A 21,554-nucleotide genomic window follows, 5' to 3' on the forward strand; every position below is an offset into this window, starting at 1 on the left:
GCCGCATGAATTTTATTATTGATGCTGCCGTAAAAGCAATTAAACATCTGTACCAAACTGATGTTGCATCGGCAGCTATAAGTTTACAGGAAACCCGGAAAGAATTTGAAGGACAAATAACCATAGTAACTTTCCCCTTTACCAAATTTTCGCGCAAAGGGCCTGAGCAAACCGGTAACGAGATAGGGGAATACCTTAAAAACGAATTAAAAGAGGTGACCGCATTTAACGTGATCAAGGGGTTCCTCAATATTTCTATAAGCGACGAATACTGGATAAGCCAGCTATACAACCAGATATTGCCTGACGATTTTGCAGTGGCAAAGCCAAACGGTCAAAAGGTGATGGTTGAATACTCATCGCCCAATACCAATAAACCATTGCACCTGGGGCACATCCGTAATAACCTTTTAGGATACTCGGTAGCACAAATTTTAAGTGCGGCAGGTTATGAGGTGGTAAAAACCAATTTGGTGAACGACCGTGGTATTCATATTTGCAAATCAATGCTGGCCTGGCAAAAGTTTGGGAATGGCGAAACTCCCGAATCATCGGGCTTAAAAGGTGATCATTTGGTAGGTAAATATTACGTGTTGTTTGATAAAGCCTACAAAACCCAGATAGAAGAGTTAAAAGCCGAAGGCCAAAGTGAAGAGGAAGCCAAAAAGAATGCTCCCGTTATAAAAGAGGCACAGCAAATGCTGCAAAAATGGGAGGCAGGCGATCAGGAAGTGATTGACCTGTGGAAAACCATGAACAGTTGGGTTTATGCTGGTTTTGCTGATACTTATAAACAGTTGGGCGTTAGTTTTGATAAATACTACTACGAGTCGAACACCTACCTTTTAGGTAAGGATATTATTGATGAGGGTCTGCAAAAAGAGGTTTTCTTTAAAAAACCGGATGGTTCTGTTTGGATAGACCTGACTCCTGACGGACTGGACGAAAAGCTGGTTCTGCGATCAGACGGTACATCTGTTTACATAACCCAGGATCTGGGTACGGCGCAGCTAAAATATAACGACTTCCACATGGATAAATCCATTTATGTGGTGGGTAATGAGCAGGATTATCACTTTAAAGTGCTGTTCCTGATTTTACGTAAACTGGGTAAAGCCGGTGCCGATGGTTTATTCCATTTATCGTATGGTATGGTCGATCTGCCATCGGGTAAAATGAAATCGCGCGAGGGAACAGTAGTTGATGCCGACGACCTGATGGAAGAAATGGAAACTACCGCCAAGGAGCAAACCGAGGCTATGGGCAAGGTTGAAGCTTTTACAGCGGAGGAGAAATTACAACTTTATCATACCATTGGTATGGGTGCCCTTAAGTATTTCCTTTTAAAGGTTGACCCCAAAAAACGCTTGTTGTTTGATCCTAACGAGTCGGTTGATTTTCAGGGGCACACCGGGCCATTTATTCAATATACCCATGCCCGTATCAAATCGGTATTAAGCCGGGCAGATTATGAGCCTAACTATAACATTGAAATAACAGAGCTTGCCGGTGTTGAGCGCGACCTGATCATTTTGTTAACTCAATTCCCTGAAGTGATCAACACGGCAGCTGCCGAATACAGTCCGGCTGTTATAGCCAACTATGTATATGAACTGGCCAAATCTTACAATAAATTTTACCACGAAAAATCAATTCTACAGGCCGAGGATGAAATATTAAAGCAGTTCAGACTGCAACTATCGGCATCATCAGCCAAAGTGATCAGCAAAGCCATGAACCTGCTGGGTATTGATGTGCCAGAAAGGATGTAGAGGCGACCCCTAACCCCCTAAAGGGGGAACTTTTTGATGTGCGGGTTTCAGATGTACAGATATTAAAACAACAAAGCCCAGTTCTTTTTGGAACCGGGCTTTGTTGTTTTTGAAATAAGATTTTCAAAAGTTCCCCCTTTAGGGGGTTAGGGGGCTTCCTATCTCCAATGTCCTCTGTACCATGCATAGCCACGGCGAACCGGATGCCAGTATCCTTGTACATAAACACGACCGGCACGGGGACGGGCATAATAGCCGTTTACATAAACATATCTATCTCCACGCCAGGCCCATTCGCCGGGTACCCAATAGGCACCGGAATACGGAGCAACCGGGCGTACGTATACAGGTTCGGCAGGACGTTCGGCAACATAATAATCAGCAGCGCATGATGTGAATAAGGTGCCTGTTAAGGCCAGTAATAATCCTATTTTCGCTATCTTTTTCATCTGTAAAATGTTTATTTTATTAAATACTTACAGAAATTTTGACAACAACCAGCTTAAAAAGTTTAATTATTTACGGATAAATTTATCGGCTACCACATGTTCCTTACTACCTGCAGTGTACTTATAAAAACCACTTCCTGATTTTACCCCACGATGCCCGGCGGTTACCATATTTACCAGTAAAGGGCATGGGGCATATTTTTGATTGCCGAAGCCATCATGCAATACTTTTAAAATAGCGAGGCAAACATCAAGGCCAATAAAATCGGCAAGTTGAAGCGGACCCATCGGGTGGGCCATGCCCAGTTTCATCACGGTATCAATTTCCTCAACGCCGGCAACGCCTTCATATAAGGTATAAATAGCCTCGTTTATCATGGGCATTAAAATGCGGTTGGCCACAAAACCCGGGTAGTCATTTACTTCAACAGGGTCTTTTTCTAATGTTTTAGCCAGTTGCATAATGACGTTGGTAACTTCGTTAGTAGTAGCATACCCCCTTATTACCTCTACCAGTTTCATTACCGGTACAGGGTTCATAAAGTGCATACCAATCACATTGCCCGGGTTTTTTGTTACCGCGGCAATTTGCGTTATAGATATAGACGATGTATTAGAAGCCAGGATAACATCATCGCTGCAAATATTGCTGAGCTGTTTAAATAGTTTAAGCTTGATCTCATGGTTCTCGGTAGCAGCTTCAATCACCAGATCGGCACCGGCTGCGCCCTGTTGCAAGTCGGTAAAAGTTTTAATGCGGTCCAGGGTAGTGGTTTTTACATAGTCATCAATAATGCCTTTTTTTACCTGCCTGTCCAGGTTATTAGTAATGGTTTGTATAGCGTTACTTAGCGCGCCGGTATCAATATCAACCAATGATACTTCAAAGCCATGTTGTGCAAAGGTATGAGCTATGCCGTTACCCATAGTGCCAGAACCAATTACGGTAATATTTTTCATGATGATTAGGTTATGTAAATGCTTAAAATCAATAAGTTAAAGTGGAGCAAATTATTTATTTGGAAAAATACCTTTGTACTATAATGTAATAAAAGCGCCAGCCTCAATTATTGTTTTTTTGTTGAGGTTTTCATAAGTGGGTACATGCCCCAGTTCATTCACACTTGCGTAATTAAGAATAAAGGTTTTTGAATAAATATCCTTATCGCCATTAAATACAATACCCATTACCGGTATATTATATTTTTTAAGCGCATGAAGCGATAATAAAGTATGGTTGATGCTGCCCAGGTAGTTTTGCGATACCAGGATCACTTTAGCATTTAACTGCTTGATCACATCTATCATTAAAAAATTATCATTTAAAGGTACCATAAGACCGCCTGCCCCTTCAATTATTAATTGGTTATCGGTTTTTGGAGGAATAATATTTTGAATATCGATAACTATTTTATCAATGGCTGCCGATTTATGGGGCGAATAAGGTTGTGTTAAGCGATAAGCTTCGGGATAAAAACGCGAAACATCGTTTGATACCAGGCTTTGTACTTTGAGGGTATCGCTATCATCCAGATCGCCGGCCTGCACGGGTTTCCAGTAATCGGCCTTTAATTTCTCTGTTATAATGGCCGAAACAACTGTTTTGCCGATCCCGGTACCAATACCGGTAATAAAAATAGGCGGTTTAGGCATTTATAAACTTGTTAATAGTATCAGTAAGTAAGGTTAAATCATTGGTTGTATTAAATGCGTGCAGGCATATCCGTATCCTTTCAGTTCCTGCTGCAACAGTAGGGCTAAGTATAGCCCTTACATCTAACCCGGCATGTTGCAAAATGTTTGCAATTTCACGGGCCTTATGATTACTTTTTAGTACGACGCATTGAATGGCGCTATTGCTGTTAAGCAACGGGAAGGCATCATTTGTTTGGATCTGATTTTTAAACAAATCAATATTGTTTTTTAGACGGGTGATTTCCTGGCCGGCATTATATAATAACTGGTAAGCCATTTTTACAGCTGCCAGTTGGTGAAAGGGGGAGGCGGTAGTATAAACAAAGGAGCGGGCAAAATTTATAAGGTATTCCCTTAACATATTACTGCCCAATACAATGGCCCCATGACTACCCATTGCCTTGCCAAAAGTTACCACCAAAGCAAATACCCTGTTTTGTAAACCCAACTCATTCACTAATCCAGATGGATAAAGCCCTACAGCGTGTGCCTCATCAACAATTAAATGCGCGCCATACTTTTCGGTAAGGTTTAGTATTTCCAATAGCGGGGGCGTATCGCCATCCATAGAATAAACGCTTTCAATAACTACATAGCAATTGCCCTTAGCCTGCTTTAACTTAGCCTCCAGGCTATCCGGATCATTATGACTGAAACTATAGCGGTTGGCATAACTTAATCGCGCTCCGTCAATGGCAGAGGCATGTATCAGCTCGTCAAGTATAATGGTATCGCCGCGTTGGGCCAGTGAGGAGAGTAAACCCAGATTGGCATCATAACCTGAGTTAAAAAGCAAGCCAGCTTCATACTGATGAAATGCGGCTATCTCTTTTTCCAGGTCTTCGGCATAAGTTATATTACCTGATAAAAGTCTTGAGCCGGTAGAACCGTTTGAAGCGGAAGGATATTTTTGAACCTCAGTTTCAATGTTTTGCTTTAAAACAGATGACCTGGCAAACCCGAGGTAATCATTTGAGCAAAAATCAATAAGATCGTTTTCAGGCTTTAAAGTTCTGTACGTACCAGACGACTGTCTTTCATCAAGTTTGTTTTTAAGATATGTTTGGGACGGTGTCAATGCGAATGATTTGTGCAAAAATATAAAAAGCGGCCATAAGCCGCTTTTTATTATCAATTAATTTTGCGAGCCGCCCCCGCCGCCGCCCTGTCTCATTCTGTCCATTCTTTCCTTCATCCATGCATCATAAGCAGTTGCCTGTTCTGGTGTTAAAATGGCTTTAACTTTATCATTAGTGGCTTTCATGATAGGCATCCTTGCACTTCTCATAGCATCCCTGTCGCCATTGGCAGCTGTTCTTACGCTATCCATTTTGGTAGCCTGATCTTTATAGATGGCAGTAATTTTAGTAGTCTGATCATCAGTCAGCTTAAGCTGAGTCTGTAATCCTTTGGCCATTTCTTCCGGGCTTCTTCTATTACCGCCCTGGGCATGGCTCGCTGCTGCAATCCCCATCAGGAAACAGCACATCAACAAAATTTTTTTCATAGCTTTTTTTAATTTACGTTTTAATAATCTTATGATAAAGATATACCGTAAAGGTTTAAATAAGCTGATGTAACTTAATTGTTGCTTTGCTGTAAGTTTGATATAGAGCGCTGCATTTGTGCCATCATATTGGTGAGGCTTTCCATAGTTGGCTCAGGTGTAGGTTGTGGTAATTGTGTTGATATAAAGCCTTTTGCCTTCCATATTTCTAACACATCCTCACCGTTTATTTCATAGGGTTCATATACCGGATTGTCAGATACCAGCTTTAACTTTTTGCTCTCTTTAAATTTGTTACCTATACGTTTATATACCACGCCATCATTTTTGGATATCACCACGTAGGTTTCGCCGGTTTTAATATCGCCCCAGTTCTCCAGGTATTCGCCTATGATGATATCGCCTGATGATATAGGCAGCATGGAATCTCCTTTTATTTCAAACGCCCTGTAGGTGCCTTGTTTAAACATGGGCAAATAAAACTTAGGCAGTTTTGATACATATTCCGGATCGGCGTAGCCGTTTAAATAACCGGCGCTGGCCTTAAGCGGTACCATTTCAATATTTTCATTATCCTCTTTATCAACAGAAATGCTCAGTATGCGCAGGTTAGCCGGATTGCCTTTGGGCTTAGGTGCCCATTTTTCATTGATGGTTTCATTTATAAAGTCATCAATAGTAATGTCAAAAAATATTGCTAACGTTTTTAGTAGTTCGTATTTTGGTTCGGCTCTTTCCTCTTCGTATGCACCTACTAATGAGCGTTTTATACATAATTGGTCGGCAAATTGCTGCTGGGTTAAACCCTTCTTTTTGCGGAGAAACTTAATATTTTGTGAAATTATTGACATAAAATTTGCATTTGCTAAAATTATTAGTAATTTTATGCTCATAAAGTTAGTAATAATTATTTGTTCACCAAATTTTTTATCATAAAATGAAACGTTTTGTATATATCATCACCGACAGAAACAGGAAAAACTTACACGTTGGCTTATGTTCAGATCTTGTAAAAACATTACAATTTTACAGCGATATGCCTACTTTGTTTTTTGATAGCGCGCAGCAGCTTAACCGTTTGGTTTATTTTGAAGAGATAAACACCGAAGAGCAGGCTATGGATCGTTTTAAAGTGGTGAGCACTTTTACACGCCCCCAAAAAGAAAAAATGATCAGACCTGTTAATCCTGACTGGATAGATCTGACCATTGGTTTAAAGTATGAAAGCGGTTTACGTGTAAGGCCCCAATTGCGCCCGTCTGTAAACGCTAACAGAAGACCGGTTACTTTTTAATGAATTTTAACGCGCCTGAGTTCATGCAGTATCTTTTACCGCCACGGTCGGCGGGGCCATCGTCAAAAACATGACCCAGGTGTAAACCGGTACTTTTTTCAATAACTTCATCGCGGCTCATGCCGTAGCTGTTATCATGTACTATAGCAACTTTTTTGGGGTCAACGGCTTTAACAAAGCTTGGCCAACCTGTGCCGCTGTCAAACTTATCATCCGAGCTAAATAGTACTTCGCCGGTGGCGGCGCTTACATAAACGCCCTTTTCGTGGTTGTTCCAATAGTCGTTTTTATACGGCGGTTCAGTCCCACTCTCAACCATGATGTGATACTGATTTGGTGTCAGTATTTTTTGCCACTCGGCCGCGGGTTTACTCAGCTTTCTTTTGGCATCCTGTCCGTTACTGTTCTGACAGCCAAAGGCAGTCAAAACACATAATATTACTACAGCAAAAATTGATCTTTTCATTTTAATTAAGCAATCATAAAATTTGCATGGGGCATTGCAGCACCATGGTTACGGATCTTTAGTCGTAAAATACGGCTAACCCTTACAAATTTATTATACTTAAAATACGTAATATTATTTTCAACGGATTGTCATTCCAGGGTATTTATATTTTATTATATGGATTTGACCTTGGGCATCAAAACTCTATTTACAATGTGCAGCATACCGTTACTTTGTTCCACATCAAACCGGTTAATTATACTTTTACCACCGTTGTCGTCTTCCAGTACAATATTACGGTTGGAATCAATTTTAGCGGTAAGCTTGCTACCGCCCAGTGTGGTAAAAGTAGCCAGTCCTTTATGCCCGTTTATTTGTTTCTCAATATCTTTTGCTTTTAGCTTGCCTGCAATGGCATGATAAGTAAGTATGCCGGTAAGTTCCCAAACATGGTTTGGCTTTGCAAGGGAATCGACTATATCAGTGGGTAGTGCTTCAAATGCCTGGTTAGCCGGGGCAAATATGGTAATAGGCCCCTTACTTTTATAAGTTTCTATTAAGTTGGAGCTTTTGATGAAATTATAAAATATTGAAAGATCTTTTGATAATGCAATATTTTGAACAATGTCATTTGCAGGCAGCATACCATCACCAGCAGTAGTTTTTAGTATACCGATTGCCCCGATGTTAGCAGTTATATTGCTGGTTTGGGCAAACACGGTGATGCCATAAATAAAGGCAAGGCCGAGCAGTAATAATTTTTTCATACCTGGTTGGTTATATTGATCATGTAAATAACTGTTTTTATCAATTTAGGTTTTAAATAAAAAAGCGGCTATGTGCCGCTTTTTTATTTTTATCTTTTGCTATACCTACCATCCAGGAGTAAAGCCTAAACCAAATAATGGTTTAGTTACATCGCTGCGGTTAAACGGAACAGCTAAATAAGGCTCCAATACAAATGCACCAAAAACGTTAATCCTTAATGATATACCCGCGCTTAACGCCGGAACTCTGCCATATAAAGGTTGTGTAACCGGTTGCCCGTTAACAATTTGCTGCGTGCCATCATCATTAAGTACAGGTGTTTGGCCTATTACCGGTGGATTTTTTTGGAAATATATATGATCGCCCGCGTTCCAGGCTAAGCCTGCGTCAAAAAACAAGTTAAGATCAGTAAACAAAAACTTTGATTTTATCTGGGCCAGCTTCTCGGGACCGGTAAATGGCAGGCGCACCTCAAAGTTAAACACAGCTATACGGCTGCCCGACAGTTGGTCAATACTAAAACCGTTGCTTGATGTTTTACCATTGTTGTAAAAAGTTTGCCCTTCATAGCCGCGTATATAAAACGGATAACCTACATATAAAGGATATAACCCGCTGGCATCGCCACCCAACCTGCCATAACCATACAGCCTGGCAGCAAAGGTAACCGGTTCAACACGCACATATTTTCTGAGATCAATAGTAGGAGCAAAAAAGCGGTATGTGCCAAAATTATATTCTGCTTCCAGCCTGTACCTGAAGCCATTAAGCGGAGCTGTAACCCCAAAAAAGGAGTTGTCACCAATCAACGCTGTTGAAACCTGGAAAAGGGAATACGATCTTAAATTAGTACCGATCAGGTTGCCTTCTTCATTATTTGCGATCTTTTTCCTATCTGATGATAAATAGGTTGTGCTGATACTTTTACTGTTATCAGCATTCACAACGGTATCAAGCTTGTAGAAATCACTGTAGCGATCAACCCGGTAGGAGTTATAGGATGCACCTGCACCAACTTCAAAACGTGTGGTTTTTGAAATAGGATAGGAGGTGAATACCCTGGCAGCGTCTTCAAAATTCCGGATGATATCAATATTGTCTGACAATACGGTTTGGTTTTTACCACCTACACTTTGTGTTGGGAAAGTTCTTGTTTGCAAGCCAAACTGGTAGGGGATGTGCGATACCCCAAACCCAAGGTTCCACCGGCCGGTTTGATTTACATAGGTTATAGCAGCGCCCGAATCATAGATCTGCCCGTTAACCGAGGCGGCCGCGAAGATCTGATTGCGCCCCAGGATATCGCTAAATACACCTTGTACGCCGCTTGATAAGCTTGTGCCGTAAAAATTGCTTACACCTATGCCAATACCGCTGCCTGCCAGGTAATCAAGCTTAAACTTTGATTTATATGGAATACTGGTAACCGAATCGGTGGGTATTTTTTTATAAGCAAGGTAATTATTCAGGTTGGAGTTAATCAGATCCACACCTACTGCGCGCGAGGGTGGCAGCATGGCGGCGCTGAAGTTTACATCGGTAGCTTGTAAGGTTACTGGTTTAAACTCCGATGCCTTAGCATTATACAGTGCATATTTTTGAGCGCGGTAGTACGAATAAACAACATCGTCATGATTAGAGATACTTAAGGCAGGCGAATACTCGGTTATGCCGCATATTCCGGTAAACAGATCGGTCATTTGTTCAATTTTTCCGCTGCTGAGGGTATAACGGTACAGGTTACGGAACCCATCGCGGTTTGACAAAAAGTAGACCTGCGTACCATCTGCCGAGTATTGCGGGTTTAAGTTATTTGCTCCGTTAAATATTTTTATATCGGTAATTTTTCCGGTTGCAATATCAAGCTCGGCCAGGTTAAAGGGAATGTCCTGCTCTAAGGATTGATCGTATGTAGTTCTGTCGCTCGAAAAAATGATCTTTTTACCATCCCTTGAATAGCTTGGCTGGTAATCAGAATATTTATCATTTGTAAGCTGGGTTATTTTTTTACTGTCGAAATTATAGGAATACAGATCGCCCTGTCCTTCAGATAATCCCTGGAAAACAATATCCTTGCCATTTGGCGACCATGACAGATTACTGAATTGCTGGGCCTTTTCCATCGAAACATCATCCAGTGTACGCCCACTGGCCACATCAACTACGATCATACGGTTGCGACCCTTACTAAACACACTGAAAGCAAAACGCTTTCCATCAGGTGACCAAGTACCTGCCGATTCGATGAAGTTAAACTCATCAATATGCGTGTTTGATACCTTACTCGTGAGCTTTCGCAGTATAACCCCGGTTTTTGCATCGGCCAGGTAAAGATCAATGGAAAACAAACTTTTGGCTGATAAAAATGCCACATATTTACCATCTGGGCTTACCGCGGGAGCAACTACCAGGTCGCCGCCGATTTTACTGTCAACCAGTTTAAAGCCTACAGGCTTTTGAACTGTATCTTTCAAATAGGGCTTGTAGGTGCTTTCTATAGAGTTTTTCCAGAGGCGCGACAGTGTTTTATCATCATAGCCAAAGGTGCGCCTTATGCCATATTCCAGGCCATAGCGGGCAGTGTTTTTAAAGAAGGGGACAATCACCGTATCGCCATAGGTTGACCCTAAGAACGACCAGAAAGCTTCGCCGTAACGGTAAGGGAAGTATTTACTACTTTCGGTGAGGTCGCGCACCGTTGGGATATCATGATTTAAATAGGCATCACGCATCCACATGGCCGTATACGAATCCTTTTTACCTAATGAAAGGTACTCGGCCATACCCTCAATCATCCATAAAGGGATGTTATTGATGTTCTCGAAACTTTCAGAGTCGCCACCCTGAAGCGCACGGTATTGAAAAGCGTGTACCAACTCGTGCCCAATAACATGCCGCGTGGTTTGGTTGGTTTCCATTACCGGCATTACTACCCGGTTTTTCAGGCCTTCGGTAACACCGCCTGTACCTACACCAATTTCGCCATCAATAGCGGTGGTTTGCTGAAAATCAGGGTGGTTAGCGTATAGAATGATAGGATTGGCTGTTTTAAAGGTGTCCCTGAATATTTGCTGATGCAGGGTATACCACAATTCACTCTCCTGCGCAAAGCGCTTAACCATACTATCATTTTTTAAATAATAGTAAATTTCAAAGTGAGGGGTTTTATAAACATTAAACTTAAGATTTTTATAGCGTACCTTATTTTGACCGAAATACTGTGCCCTGGCACCGGTACTTATCAATAGTGAGCCAATAAAGCAGATCAGTATAAGACTGAACTTTTTAGCTTTATTTGATAAGAGGTAGTGTTTATTCATAATTTAACTAAAATAGATATGGCTAATTTAATGAAATAGGATCTTATTGAAACAAATTACTATTAATTACTGGTTAAGCAAACCGGCAGGCTGTATAGCCTACCGGTTTGTATTAAGTGTACACCATTAATACTGTACTCCTTATTGATTTGGCGGAGTATTTTCAGGATTTTCTGGTGGTGTTGTTGGTGCCGGTACAGGTAATACGCCGGTTGTATCAATAGGGTTGCTTGTACTATCAGTTGATGTGGTATCGGCAACTATCCGTGGCGAAGGGCAATTATATTGTTTAGTTATTTTAACCCATGGTTTTGGGAATGCACCATAGGTATAACCTGATTTAGGATCGGCATAAACTTTTTCCATAAAACGGCCAAATATAGGCAGGGCCGTGTGTGATCCCTCGCCGGTTTCTGATGTGGTGAAGTGAACACTGCGGTCATCGGCACCTACCCAGATACCCGTAACCAGGTCTTTGGTAATACCCATGTACCAGCCATCCACATAATCAGATGAGGTGCCGGTTTTGCCACCAATCTGGTTGTCTTTTTTCCATAGGCCGGGATATTCCCATAATGCCTGTGAGGTGCCTCCGGGTTCTTCCATACCACCACGAAACATATAAAGCATCAGCCAGGCAGTTTCCGGGCTTATTACCCGTTCTGATTTTAATGTAAATTCTTTTACAACGTTACCATCCTGATCAACTACTTTAGTTACCAGCAGAGGATCTAATTTTTCGCCCTTATTTAAAAAAGTGCTGTAGGCCCTTACCATTTCAAAAACCGAAACATCATTGGAGCCCAGGGATACGGATGGCACCGATTTTAGAGGGCTTTCAATACCGCATTTATGCGCATACTCCACAATTTTATCCCAGCCTACCTTCTCTGTTAACTGCGCGGTTATGGAGTTTACCGATTTTCCCATGGCCCAGCGTAATGACATTTCCTGGTATGAAAAGTGGAAATCGGCATTGTTGGGTTGCCAAACTTCGTCCTTGCCATTATCCTTGTATTTAATAGTTACAGGCTTATCGGTAAACTTATCGCAAGGTGTAAAGCCATTATCCAAAGCTGTTAAATAAGCAAATGGTTTAAAGGTAGATCCCGCTTGCCTGCGCGATTGGTTTACGTGGTCGTAATTAAAAAAGCGATGGTCAATGCCGCCAATCCAAACCTTTATTTTACCTGTTGACGGCTCCAGGGTCATCATACCGGTGTTTAAAATGTGAGCATAATATTTAATAGAGTCAATAGTTGAAAAAGTGGTATCCTGTTCGCCCTTCCAGGTAAAAACGGTCATCCGCTTTTTCTGTTTAAAGTATTGCTGTATCTGGGTGGTATCGCCTTTATATTTTTTATCGAGCAATTTATATATAGGCAGCCTTTGTTCATTTTTTAATAAGAAATCTTTGATCTCCACACCTTTTGAATCGCGCCAGGGATTTTTATTTCCCCAAAGATTGTTGAAGCGCTTTTGCAGCATCTTCATTTTTTCGGCAACGGCCTCTTCGGCGTATTGCTGCATTCGCGAATCAATGGTAGTATAAATTTTAAGGCCGTCCTCGTACAGGTTGTAATCATTCTCCTTACACCATTTATCCAGCCATTTTTCAACCGCCCGGCGTATATACGAGTCGCCGTGCGAATCTTCCTCTACATAACTCAGATTAAGCTTTATAGGTGATCTGACACTGGTATCATACCCTGCTTTGGTAAGGAATTTATATTTTTCCATCTGTCCTAAAACCGTATTACGACGTTCAAGCGCGCGTTCAGGGTTTTTAATTGGGCTATAGCTTGATGTGGCCTTGAGCATCCCGATGAGCAATGCAGCTTCGGCTGGGCTCACTTTATCGGGTGTTTTATTAAAATACTTTAACGAGGCGGTTTTAATACCAAAGGAGTTATTGCCAAACGGTACGGTATTAAAGTACAGGGTAAGTATTTGCTGTTTACTGTAGACATGCTCAATTTTAAAGGCAGTAAGCCACTCTTTAAACTTGTAAACTATGGTACGGATCAATGGAACACGCTTTATGATTCCCTGCGACTTTCTTTTACGCGTTTCGAACAGATTTTTTGCCAGCTGTTGGGTAATGGTACTTCCGCCGCGGCGTTCGCCTTTGGCGGTAGAGAGCATGCTGGTAAAAAAGGAATAAAAATCAACTCCGTGATGTTTGTAAAAGCGTACATCTTCGGTTGCAATAAGTGCATTTACAAGGTTTGGGGATATGTTTTTTAACTCAACCGGCGACCGGTTCTCTTTATAGTATTGGCCTATCAGTTTACCATCGGCAGTATAAACCTCTGAACCAACCGACATGATAGGGTTTTTAATATCCTGCATGTCAGGAGAGTAGCCTGAAAGCCACAGGAAGTTAAGTTCGATAGAACAGAAAAAGATAATAACGAAGTAAATAAATATGGCGAAATATCTCAGAAACCGGTTTCGTATACGTCTGAACATTGGGTAAAGATGTAAAATTATGACGCTAAATCATAGCCTCAAACAAATATTAATATGAGCAGTTTAATAAAAGCTACGGATATGCTCATCACCAACCAAATTATGAAGCATAAGGCATTAAAACCTTTTATTACCTTATAAAAAACTCATCCTCAAATCAGGATGAGTATTGGTGTGTTAATATCCGGCTTTTAAATTAAACGGCATCATTATAAACGCAATTTTAACATCTAAATTTTAAGTTAACAAAGTGTAACAAGATTTTTTTAATATGAGTAACATGATCAGCAAATTCAGGGTAAACGATGGTAAAACTTTCTCGCTTAAAGATTTTGATCCAGGCTATGCTGATGGCTTTAAAAAAAGTGATGCTAAAAAGGTTTTAACGGGTTTAATTGAACAAACTTTTGACCTGCAAACAGAGCTTTACGCCGCTAACAGGTATGCTTTGCTTATTATTTTTCAGGCTATGGATGCTGCCGGTAAAGATAGCGCTATAGCACATACTTTTTCGGGTTTAAACCCGCAGGGTTGCCAGGTATACAGCTTTAAACAACCCAGTGCCGAAGAGTACAAACATGATTTTTTATGGCGTCACTACCGGTCACTCCCTGAACGGGGTCGTATTGGCATCCACAACCGTTCGCATTATGAAAACGTGCTGATAACCAAAGTACACCCGGAGCTTGTGCTAAAAGAGAATTTACCAGGCATTGATGCCGTTAAGCATATAGACCATCAGTTTTGGAACAAACGCTATGAAAGTATCCGTTCATTTGAAGATCATCTTACCAGCGATGGAACAGTTATCATCAAGTTTTTTCTGCACTTATCAAAGGAGGAACAAAAAGAACGCTTTTTAAAACGGATAGACGATCCTAAAAAGAACTGGAAGTTTTCGGCAGATGATATTGAAGAACGCAAGTACTGGGACGATTATATGGATGCATATGAAAAGGCAATTAAGGAAACCGCTACAAAAAAATGTCCCTGGTACGTGATACCTGCCGACAAAAAATGGTTTACAAGAATAGCCATATCCTCCACTATACTCGAAACCCTGAAGGAACTGAAATTAACATATCCAGCCTTATCAAAAGAAGAAAAGGCAAAACTGGATGAATCAAAAAAGTTGTTGGATGGGGAATAGGTTTACCAAGCTGAGTTATAAAATTGGGAAACCCTAAGGGGTGAAATGACATGCAAAAAATGACGCCTATAATATGATGTCATTGCGAGGAACGAAGCAATCTCATTAGGCAGGTCGACCACTTGTGTAATGAGATTGCCACGCTACGCTCGCAATGACATATTTGTTAATTGCTGTGCAAAAACACTTTGCTCAGAATGACAAAAGTCTATCGATAATTAAATACCTGAAAATATTGATTGTGCTTTTTCACCAATAAGTGGGATAGGTTTTTGTTCGCCGTTGATGGCACCGATAAAGCCTATTATCCACAGAATTAATAAACCCACTTTAACTACCCAATAAAGCGCATAGCCCAAAGAAAAGCCGCCGGAAAAAAGTGTTGCTGCGAAAATAGCTCCAACAGCATAATAAATAACTATGGAAGCCAGGTGGAACAACAAAGTTTGCCTTAACTGGTAAGTAGATAGTGCAGTTTTATTGTCCTTATACATAGCAAAATAGGCTATAAGCCACCCAAGAATGAAAAAGTAACTGACGATCCCTGCTGTTTTGCCGTCGTCTTTTGATGGAATGTCGTTCATAGCGATAGGTTAATTTAAAATTGGTATTAATTAAATAAAGCTAACGATAATTTATTACCAAATTATTAATTTCTTACTAATTATGCTATCAATTTACCTTAACAAAATTAGCCTCATCAACAAAACTGCTTTTACCGTTACTGATGGCAATAGCCTTAACTGTTGTATTGGCAGAGATATTTACAGGCTGGCTATAAAGTATTGCGTTTGCCGAAGGTGTTGATCCATCAAGCGTATAGTATATTTTGGCATCAGCGTCAGCGCTTTTTATTTGGATGTTGAAGGGTTGTTTGAAAGTTTTTGATGGTGCTATAATATATGGATTGGCCACGATGAGGTTATCCGTAATTTTAGAAACAGGCTTTTCAAGATCCTGCGTAAACATTTTGTTGGCCAGCTTACCAGTGAACACTTCAAACTCACCGCCATCGGCAATATCAGTATAGTTGAGGTATAATTTGCTGTAGGATTTTTTGGCAAGGCTCATACCCTGCAGGTAGGTATTAGCACGACTTATACCGGCACCAGAGTTAGTGATGGTGAACTTTTTGCCATTCTCCAGGTAAATAACAGCCTTATCAAACTGGGGGATGCCAATCTGAAATTCATTTTGGCCCGGAGCAATGTTATAAATACCCAATGAACTCATTACATACCAGGCCGACATTTGTCCGCAATCTTCATTACCGGCCAAACCATCGGGTTTTTCGCTGTACTCTTCGCGTAATATGCGATCAATATAAAACTGGGTCTTATCCGGCGAATCGGTAAAGTTATACAGGTAAGCCATGTGATGGCTTGGCTCATTACCATGCGCATACTGGCCAATAAGTCCGGTAACATCGGGTACGGCATTGCCACTTAGTTTTGATGTTGTGGTAAACAACTCATCGAGTTTGGCTTCAAATGCCTGTTTGCCACCCATCCATGCCATTAAATTTTCCGTATCCTGCGGTACAAAGAATGCATATTGCCAGGCATTGCCCTCGGTATAGTTGCGGTTTACTTCTGTAGGTTCAAAAGGGGAGATCCAGCCGCCATTAACACGAGCCTGCATAAAACCATTCTGGTTGTTATACGCGTTTTTCCAGTACTGCGCACGCTGAATGTATTCGGTATAATCCTGTGGCTTATCAAGCATTTTGGCCATCTGGGCTATACACCAATCGTCATAAGCATATTCCAGCGTTTTTGAAACGGAAAGGTCTATCGTATCGGCCAATACTACACCATGGTTACGGTAATTATCTAAACCAAACTGGTTGCGGTTTACAGCCGCCTTCATGGCTGTAAAAACCTTCGCCACATCAAAATCACGAATCCCTTTTGCATAAGCATCCACAATAACAGGGATAGAATGATTGCCGATCATGGCAAAGGTTTCATTACTGGCTAACGGCCACATAGGTAATAAACCACCCTGCTCGTACATGGCTAAAAAAGTTTTAATGAAATCGAGAGTCCGTTTTTTATCTATCAGGGTAAGTAGGGGGTGTTCGGCCCTGTAAGTATCCCATAAAGAAAATACGGTGTAATAATTGAAACCCTGCGCGGTATGTATTTTTTGATCCAAACCGCGGTACTGACCATCAACATCATTATAAACGTTGGGGGCCAGCATGGTATGGTATAAAGCCGTGTAAAATATAGTTTGCTTGATTTTTACGTAATCAGGTATGAAAGGTCTTTTTCCCTTGGGAGCATTGGGGACTGCATTTACCCGCAGATCTGTTTGTGCCGCCTGGGTAGCCTGCGCTACGGTAGGTGCACCGCCTTCCACCTGGATCTTGTTTAATTCGGTATTCCAGGTTGCTTTTGCGGCTTTCTGCACTTTTTTAAAATCGAAATCGGGTACTTCGGTATCCAGGTTTTTTAAGGCACCCTCGGTGCTTACCGCCGATATACCCACCTTGGCAATTACTTCGCCGGGATTATCAAACTGCAGGTACATTTTAATGTTGTTGCCTTCAAGCTTGTTTTTACCTTGTTGCAGTTGATCGTTACTGGCTATGCCGTAAGTTTTAAATGGTTTTGAAAATTTGGCGTAAAAGTATACCTGCTGATCTGCCGCCCATGATCCTGATTTCCGGAAACCCTGTATTTCATGATCATTCACTACTTCTATCCATGAATCCAGCACCTCGTCGCGGTGCTGGAGGTCAATAATAATGTTAGCATTTGGGGTAGATGGGAAATTATAGCGATGTACACCAACACGCGTAGTGGCAGTAAGCTCCACGCTGATGTTATATTTATCAAGCAGCGTTTTATAATAGCCTGGAGTAGCCTCCTCATTTTTCTTTTTAAAGCCCGACCGGTAATCTGTATTCTTAAACTGGGGTTCGCCAGTGGTTGGCATAAACAATACATCGCAATAATCCAGATCGCCTGTTCCGCTTAAATGGGTGTGCGAAAAACCATAAACCACGGTATCGGTATAATGATAGCCTGAGCAGGCATCCCATCCGGTTAATCGCGTATCAGGACTAAGCTGTACCATGCCAAAAGGCACAACAGCGCCCGGATAGGTATGCCCGTGCCCGCCTGTGCCAATAAAAGGATCAACCACCTGGGCGTAATCCTTCTCTTTTTTCTTTTGAACTTTTTGGGCAGATGCAGTTGATGCAATAACTAATAATAAAGTAAGTGCTAAAACATTACGAAGTACAGATTTGATAGCTGGCATATGGATGAATGCTGTTTATTATATCACGCAAATTAAAACTTAAATATTACAACAAGCAGTAGCAATTTAAGCTAAATAATGTTAAAAACAGTTATTGAGAAAGAGGAAGTGCTATTTCACTTTTGAGAATGGTGTGTTCTTTATAGGCGAAGAAACACACCCCTGCTACAACGTGGCCCTACGCTCCCCCTCTCAAGAGGGGAACAATAAAAAACGCCCCGGCATTTGCCGGGGCGTTTTTTATCTGATTAGATTAGGCATTTCTTACAGCCCCCATTCTTTTTAAAAGTTTCCTGTTTTCCCGGCGATGAACTAACCGGTGAACTATGGCATATATAATTGGCAATATCAATAAAGTGAGTATGGTTGAAGTAACCAAACCACCTATTACCACAATGGCCAGGGGTTTTTGGGTTTCGGAGCCAATACCGGTTGAAACCGCCGCGGGCATTAGACCAATAGCGGCCATCAATGCGGTCATCACTACCGGTCTTACCCTCGAAATAACACCATCTAATATAGCCTGGTTAAGCGGCATATGTTCTTCAATGTTCTTTTTGAAAACCGAGATCAGAATTACCCCATTTTGTATACACACACCGAACAAAGCAATAAAGCCTATCCCTGCCGATATACTGAAGTTTGTACCGGTGATATGTAACGCGAGGATACCCCCAATTAATGCGAATGGTACGTTTAATATTACTAGCGTAGCATCTTTTACATTGCCAAAGGTTACAAACAGTATCAGGAATATCACTAATAAACAAATAGGAACCACGTGCGCAAGGGTGTTTGATGCCCTTATTTGGTTTTCGAACTCACCAGCCCAAACAAATGAATATCCATGATCGAGCTTAACACGTCGGTTAACTTTTTGCTGCGCCTCGGCAATGGTACTTCCCAAATCGCGGCCACGTACCGAGAATTTTACGGCGATGTACCGGGTATTATTATCTCGGTAAATAAAGGCAGGGCCAGTAATGGTTCTGATAGTGGCAATTTCTTTTATGGCAATTTTTGATCCGTTAAGTGTTGGTACCATTAGGTTCTCGATCTTATCCTGTGTATCACGGAATTGTTTCTGATATCTTATCCTGATATCAAACCTGCGTTCGCCTTCATATAGCTCAGTTGCTGCCTTACCACCAATGGCCATTTCAATTACCGAGTTAGCATCAGCAGTTGATACCCCATAAAGCCCCATCTTACGCTGGTCGAGCTCAATCCTAAACTCGGGCTGACCAAGGTTACGTAAAACGCCAAGGTCATCAACTCCTTTTACGGTTTTAAGTATGTTCATCACGCTGTCGGCTTTTGCATCAAGCGTTTGAAAATCGGGCCCGAATATTTTTACAGCTAATGCAGCGTTTACACCTGCAACGGCTTCCTCCACATTGTCACGTATAGGTTGCGAGTAGTTGAAAATGGCACCAGGAATCTTGCTTAGCTGTTTATCCATCTGGTCTATCAGCTCATCTTCAGACAAACCGCTTGGCCATTCTTTTTTATTTTTAAGATCCACCTGGATCTGTACATCAAAAAAGCCTTTCGGGTCGGTACCATCGTTGGTACGGCCTACCTGTGCCAGTGTTTGCTTTACCTCGGGGAACTTAGCCAGTATCTGCATCATTTTTTGATTGATGCTTTCAGCCTCGGATAAGGAAACGCTCATGGGCAGTTCGGCCTCCACCCAAAGGGCGCCTTCATTCAGATCGGGCAGGAACTCAGAACCGAGGAACTTTGCCGAAAAGAAGGTAAGTGCCATGAACGAGACTGCCACAATTAAACTCAGCTTAGGATTACGGTAGGTATAATTAAACATGCGGCGAATGCCGTTCTCAAAAAATATAACTACCGGATTGTGTTTTTCCCTCACATTTTTACGCAACAGGATACTTGATAACGCAGGTACCAGCGTTAAAGTAAATATCAACGCGCCCAGTAAAGCAAAGCCCAGCGTATAAGCCAGCGGACTAAACATTTTACCCTCTACCTTTTGAAACGCGAAAATTGGGATCAAACAGGTAATGATGATGAGTTTGGAGAAGAAAATGGCTTTACCCATTTCGGCGCCTACGTTTTTAAACAGACCCAGTTTGGCCAGTCCGTTAAACTTTTGCATACCTACTTCTTTGGCCTTATGATCAAGCGCCACAAAAATACCTTCAACCATTACCACGGCGCCATCTATAATGATACCAAAATCCACAGCTCCCATCGAGAGCAGGTTGGCGCTCATACCCTTGATACGCATACATATAAAGGCAAATAACAGCGACAACGGGATAATGATAACCACCGTTAAAGTAGTGCGCCAGTCGGCCATGAACAGGAACACGATCACCGTTACCAGTACAATACCTTCCATAAGGTTATGGATCACGGTTTCGGTACAAAAATCCATCAGGTTGGTACGGTCGTAAAAAGTATCGATCTTAACATCCTTGGGCAAAACATTTTCATTAAGGTCTTTAACCTTATCACGTATCCGGTTTAAAACCTCAGCCGGGTTTTCGCCTTTACGCATCACAATGATACCCTCCAGTACATCCTTCTGCCTGTCCCGGCTTACCTGACCCAAACGCGGCAAACCGCTTTCCTTTATTTCGGCAATATCTTTAGCCAGTATAGGTACGTTGTTTACATTTTTGATGATGATATTCTGTATCTCTTCAATGTTGTTGATCACACCTATACCCCGAACTACATAAGCCTGGTCATTCTTTTCTATTACATCGCCACCTACATTAATATTGGTTCGGTTTATGGCATTGTATACATCGAGCGATGTAAGGCTGTACTTTTGCAGCAGCGTAGGGTTTACGCTTACCTCATAAGTTTTTTCTTCGCCACCAAAGCTGTTCACATCGGCCACACCCGGAACTGATTTAAACTGGCGGTCAAGTATCCAGTCCTGTATGGCGGTTAACTCATGAATTGATTTGGTTCGGCTTTTAAGGGTGTACCTGTAAATTTCGCCGGTCGGGCCATAAGGAGGTTCTACTTCGGGCTTTACACCATCAGGCAGGTCGGCATTGCCCAGGCGGCTCAGTACCTGCTGGCGCGCAAAGGCATCGTCAACATCGTCATCAAAAATAATGCGCACGTATGATAAACCAAATGCAGAGGTGGTACGCAGGTTAGCCTTTTTTTGTACCGAGTTTAAAACGGTCTCCATAGGGATGGTGATCATTTTTTCGACCTCCTCGGCACTACGCCCCGGCCATTGCGCTATAATGATGATCTGGGTATTGGTTACATCGGGGAATGTTTCAATAGGCGTGTTCATGTAACTCCACACACCGATCACAACAAGCACCAGTGTCATGAAAAACACAAAATAGCGGTGCCTGAGTGAGAAATAGATTATATTTTTAATGAATTTGTTCATTGTAGTATCAGGTAT

The 21,554-nt window shown here is 41.6% G+C and carries 16 protein-coding genes; 3 read left to right on the plus strand and 13 right to left on the minus strand.

The annotated features are described in order from the left end of the window. The first annotated feature begins 5 nt into the window (after positions 1 to 5). Positions 6 to 1,772: an arginine--tRNA ligase gene (gene argS / locus M2273_RS19580; RefSeq protein WP_429399453.1), complete on the plus strand. Its 1,767-nt coding sequence runs from the start codon at positions 6 to 8 to the stop codon at positions 1,770 to 1,772. Positions 1,773 to 1,930: 158 nt separating this feature from the next. Here argS and M2273_RS19585 read toward each other — a convergent pair whose 3' ends face one another. The 6 genes from M2273_RS19585 to M2273_RS19610 all read right to left on the minus strand — a co-directional run bounded on the left by M2273_RS19585 (position 1,931) and on the right by M2273_RS19610 (position 6,274). Continuing rightward, complete coding sequence (locus M2273_RS19585; RefSeq protein WP_429399454.1) at positions 1,931 to 2,221, minus strand: hypothetical protein; 291 nt, start codon at positions 2,219 to 2,221, stop codon at positions 1,931 to 1,933. Between the two features lie 66 nt (positions 2,222 to 2,287). Continuing rightward, positions 2,288 to 3,181 carry a 3-hydroxybutyryl-CoA dehydrogenase gene (locus M2273_RS19590; RefSeq protein WP_429399455.1) on the minus strand — a complete coding sequence of 298 codons (894 nt, stop codon included), beginning with the start codon at positions 3,179 to 3,181 and terminating at the stop codon, positions 2,288 to 2,290. Between the two features lie 78 nt (positions 3,182 to 3,259). Further along, on the minus strand, positions 3,260 to 3,874 hold the full coding sequence (gene bioD, locus M2273_RS19595) for a dethiobiotin synthase (protein WP_429399456.1): 615 nt from the start codon (positions 3,872 to 3,874) through the stop codon (positions 3,260 to 3,262). Beyond that, positions 3,867 to 5,012: an aminotransferase class I/II-fold pyridoxal phosphate-dependent enzyme gene (locus M2273_RS19600; protein WP_429399457.1), complete on the minus strand. Its 1,146-nt coding sequence runs from the start codon at positions 5,010 to 5,012 to the stop codon at positions 3,867 to 3,869. Before M2273_RS19600 ends, bioD begins: the two co-directional genes overlap by 8 nt. 39 nt (positions 5,013 to 5,051) lie before the next feature. Beyond that, on the minus strand, positions 5,052 to 5,423 hold the full coding sequence (locus M2273_RS19605) for a hypothetical protein (RefSeq protein WP_429399458.1): 372 nt from the start codon (positions 5,421 to 5,423) through the stop codon (positions 5,052 to 5,054). Between the two features lie 74 nt (positions 5,424 to 5,497). Then, positions 5,498 to 6,274, minus strand: a complete 777-nt coding sequence (locus M2273_RS19610) for an XRE family transcriptional regulator (protein ID WP_429399459.1) — start codon at positions 6,272 to 6,274, stop codon at positions 5,498 to 5,500. 86 nt (positions 6,275 to 6,360) lie between these two features. Between M2273_RS19610 and M2273_RS19615 the strand changes: the two genes are divergently transcribed. Beyond that, the gene (locus tag M2273_RS19615) at positions 6,361 to 6,717 is read left to right on the plus strand and encodes a GIY-YIG nuclease family protein (protein WP_429399460.1); all 357 of its coding nucleotides are present in this window, start codon (positions 6,361 to 6,363) and stop codon (positions 6,715 to 6,717) included. Here M2273_RS19615 and msrB read toward each other — a convergent pair. The 4 genes from msrB to M2273_RS19635 form a co-directional block, all read right to left on the minus strand. Next, entirely contained in the window at positions 6,707 to 7,183 is a 477-nt protein-coding gene (gene msrB / locus M2273_RS19620) for a peptide-methionine (R)-S-oxide reductase MsrB (RefSeq protein ID WP_429399461.1), read from the minus strand. The genes M2273_RS19615 and msrB overlap by 11 nt on opposite strands. A gap of 155 nt (positions 7,184 to 7,338) precedes the next feature. Further along, the gene (locus M2273_RS19625) at positions 7,339 to 7,932 is read right to left on the minus strand and encodes a fasciclin domain-containing protein (RefSeq protein ID WP_429399462.1); all 594 of its coding nucleotides are present in this window, start codon (positions 7,930 to 7,932) and stop codon (positions 7,339 to 7,341) included. A gap of 105 nt (positions 7,933 to 8,037) precedes the next feature. Then, complete coding sequence (locus tag M2273_RS19630) at positions 8,038 to 11,253, minus strand: tolB protein precursor (RefSeq protein ID WP_429399463.1); 3,216 nt, start codon at positions 11,251 to 11,253, stop codon at positions 8,038 to 8,040. 141 nt (positions 11,254 to 11,394) lie between these two features. Further along, positions 11,395 to 13,725: a penicillin-binding protein 1A gene (locus tag M2273_RS19635; protein ID WP_429399464.1), complete on the minus strand. Its 2,331-nt coding sequence runs from the start codon at positions 13,723 to 13,725 to the stop codon at positions 11,395 to 11,397. Between the two features lie 280 nt (positions 13,726 to 14,005). Between M2273_RS19635 and M2273_RS19640 the strand changes: the two genes are divergently transcribed. Then, positions 14,006 to 14,875, plus strand: coding sequence for a polyphosphate kinase 2 family protein (locus M2273_RS19640; protein WP_429399465.1), 870 nt, complete (start codon positions 14,006 to 14,008; stop codon positions 14,873 to 14,875). 218 nt (positions 14,876 to 15,093) lie between these two features. On the opposite strand, the gene M2273_RS19645 is transcribed toward M2273_RS19640, so the two are convergent. From M2273_RS19645 to M2273_RS19655, 3 genes are all read right to left on the minus strand, one after another. After that, positions 15,094 to 15,459: a hypothetical protein gene (locus tag M2273_RS19645; protein ID WP_429399466.1), complete on the minus strand. Its 366-nt coding sequence runs from the start codon at positions 15,457 to 15,459 to the stop codon at positions 15,094 to 15,096. An 88-nt stretch (positions 15,460 to 15,547) separates the two neighbouring features. Beyond that, the gene (locus M2273_RS19650; protein ID WP_429399467.1) at positions 15,548 to 18,145 is read right to left on the minus strand and encodes a GH92 family glycosyl hydrolase; all 2,598 of its coding nucleotides are present in this window, start codon (positions 18,143 to 18,145) and stop codon (positions 15,548 to 15,550) included. Positions 18,146 to 18,398: 253 nt separating this feature from the next. Then, positions 18,399 to 21,539 (minus strand): efflux RND transporter permease subunit, encoded by a 3,141-nt coding sequence (locus M2273_RS19655; protein ID WP_429399468.1) that lies wholly within the window; start codon positions 21,537 to 21,539, stop codon positions 18,399 to 18,401. Positions 21,540 to 21,554: the final 15 nt, after the last annotated feature.

It is taken from the genome of Mucilaginibacter lappiensis (assembly GCF_050433765.1).
Taxonomy (GTDB): Bacteria; Bacteroidota; Bacteroidia; order Sphingobacteriales; family Sphingobacteriaceae; genus Mucilaginibacter; species Mucilaginibacter lappiensis_A.

Excerpts from the sequence above, each read along its gene's own strand:
- M2273_RS19590 (WP_429399455.1), bottom strand. The coding sequence starts at position 3,181 with ATGAAAAATATTACCGTAATTGGTTCTGGCACTATGGGTAACGGCATA.
- M2273_RS19635 (WP_429399464.1), bottom strand. The coding sequence starts at position 13,725 with ATGTTCAGACGTATACGAAACCGGTTTCTGAGATATTTCGCCATATTT.
- M2273_RS19625 (WP_429399462.1), bottom strand. The coding sequence starts at position 7,932 with ATGAAAAAATTATTACTGCTCGGCCTTGCCTTTATTTATGGCATCACC.
- M2273_RS19655 (WP_429399468.1), bottom strand. The coding sequence starts at position 21,539 with ATGAACAAATTCATTAAAAATATAATCTATTTCTCACTCAGGCACCGC.
- msrB (WP_429399461.1), bottom strand. The coding sequence starts at position 7,183 with ATGAAAAGATCAATTTTTGCTGTAGTAATATTATGTGTTTTGACTGCC.
- M2273_RS19640 (WP_429399465.1), top strand. The coding sequence starts at position 14,006 with ATGATCAGCAAATTCAGGGTAAACGATGGTAAAACTTTCTCGCTTAAA.
- M2273_RS19610 (WP_429399459.1), bottom strand. The coding sequence starts at position 6,274 with ATGTCAATAATTTCACAAAATATTAAGTTTCTCCGCAAAAAGAAGGGT.
- M2273_RS19585 (WP_429399454.1), bottom strand. The coding sequence starts at position 2,221 with ATGAAAAAGATAGCGAAAATAGGATTATTACTGGCCTTAACAGGCACC.
- M2273_RS19630 (WP_429399463.1), bottom strand. The coding sequence starts at position 11,253 with ATGAATAAACACTACCTCTTATCAAATAAAGCTAAAAAGTTCAGTCTT.
- bioD (WP_429399456.1), bottom strand. The coding sequence starts at position 3,874 with ATGCCTAAACCGCCTATTTTTATTACCGGTATTGGTACCGGGATCGGC.
- M2273_RS19605 (WP_429399458.1), bottom strand. The coding sequence starts at position 5,423 with ATGAAAAAAATTTTGTTGATGTGCTGTTTCCTGATGGGGATTGCAGCA.
- argS (WP_429399453.1), top strand. The coding sequence starts at position 6 with ATGAATTTTATTATTGATGCTGCCGTAAAAGCAATTAAACATCTGTAC.
- M2273_RS19615 (WP_429399460.1), top strand. The coding sequence starts at position 6,361 with ATGAAACGTTTTGTATATATCATCACCGACAGAAACAGGAAAAACTTA.
- M2273_RS19650 (WP_429399467.1), bottom strand. The coding sequence starts at position 18,145 with ATGCCAGCTATCAAATCTGTACTTCGTAATGTTTTAGCACTTACTTTA.
- M2273_RS19645 (WP_429399466.1), bottom strand. The coding sequence starts at position 15,459 with ATGAACGACATTCCATCAAAAGACGACGGCAAAACAGCAGGGATCGTC.